This window comes from Ornithinibacter sp. (assembly GCF_035443565.1).
Lineage (GTDB): Bacteria > Actinomycetota > Actinomycetes > Actinomycetales > Dermatophilaceae > Fodinibacter.
This window is the reverse complement of sequence record NZ_DAORSO010000401.1, coordinates 1-1,170: the sequence shown is the minus strand read 5'-3', so window position 1 is coordinate 1,170 and position 1,170 is coordinate 1. Positions and strand designations below refer to the sequence as shown.

The window sequence follows — 1,170 nt, the reverse complement described above, 5'->3', positions numbered from 1 at the left end:
CCGCGCGGCGGCGAAGTGCGGCGCGAACTGCGGTCGTGGCACGCCGATCTCGGGCCCGCCGAGGCCGAAGCCGACGAGCGCCTCCGGCCGGTGGTCCAGGGCGTAGGTCAACGTGGCGTCGGCCGAATCGAGGCCGGACTCACCCGGGATGTCGTAGATCCAGCGCAGGACGACGCCGTGGTCACGTTCGGCGGCAATGCGTGCGTCCTCGATGGCCTCGGTGTACGCCTCGATCGGGATGCCGCGGACCACCGACGTGTACGGCGTCATCGTCAGCTCGGCGTAGCGCACCTGCTGGGCCGCGAGATCGCGGGCCACCTCGTAGGTGAGCATGCGCACGTCCTCGTCGGTGCGCAGCAGCCCCACGGTCGCGAGGTACACGTCGATGAAGTGCGCGAAGTCGGTGAAGGTGAAGAAGCGCTCCAGCTCGTCCGGGTCCTGAGGCACGGGGCTGTCCGGGTGGCGAGCGGCGAGGTCGGCGACGATGCGCGGTGAGGCCGACCCCACGTGGTGCACGTGCAGCTCGGCCTTGGGCAGGCCGGCGATGAACGTCGTGAGGGGATCCGTCGAGGCCGCGTTGTCGATCACGGCCGACAGTGTGCCGGATGCCGTCCGCCACCGGCATCCGCATCGCGCGCGGACGTGCGCCAGTGGGATGGCCGGGGCCGTGGCAGGCTGTGGCGGGCGCCCGGCATCCGGTCGAGGCGCGGACGTGGAGAAGGGAAGCACCGTGAGCGACATCCTCGACGAGCTGCAGTGGCGAGGGCTGGTGGCGCAGTCCACCGACGAGTCCGCGCTGCGCACGGCACTCGCCGACGGGCCGATCACGGCGTATTGCGGCTTCGACCCCACCGCGCCATCGCTGCACTTCGGCAACCTCGTCCAGCTGATCGTGCTGCGGCACCTGCAGCGAGCCGGTCACCGGGTGATCTGCCTCGTGGGCGGGTCCACCGGACTCATCGGTGACCCGCGGCCCAGCGCAGAGCGAGTGCTGAAGACCAAGGAGCAGACCGCGCAGTGGGTGGCCAACATCCGCCGACAGGTGGAGCCGTTCCTCGCCTCTGACGGTGAGAACCCGGCCGTGTTCGTCAACAACCTCGACTGGACCGCGCCGCTGTCGGCGCTGGACTTCCTGCGCGACGTGGGCAAGCACTTCCGGGTCAACCAGAT

General features: G+C 70.4%; 2 protein-coding genes. One reads left to right on the top strand and one right to left on the bottom strand.

All coding sequences use genetic code 11. The annotated features are described in order from the left end of the window. A partial coding sequence (locus tag PLL68_RS15510) for an adenosine deaminase family protein (protein WP_502910743.1) occupies nt 1–588 on the bottom strand: 588 nt, incomplete at its 3' end. 142 nt (nt 589–730) lie between these two features. On the opposite strand from PLL68_RS15510, the gene tyrS reads away from it, so the two are divergent. Beyond that, nucleotides 731–1,170, top strand: a 440-nt coding sequence (gene tyrS, locus PLL68_RS15505; protein ID WP_324535633.1) for a tyrosine--tRNA ligase, incomplete at its 3' end; no start/stop codon positions are given.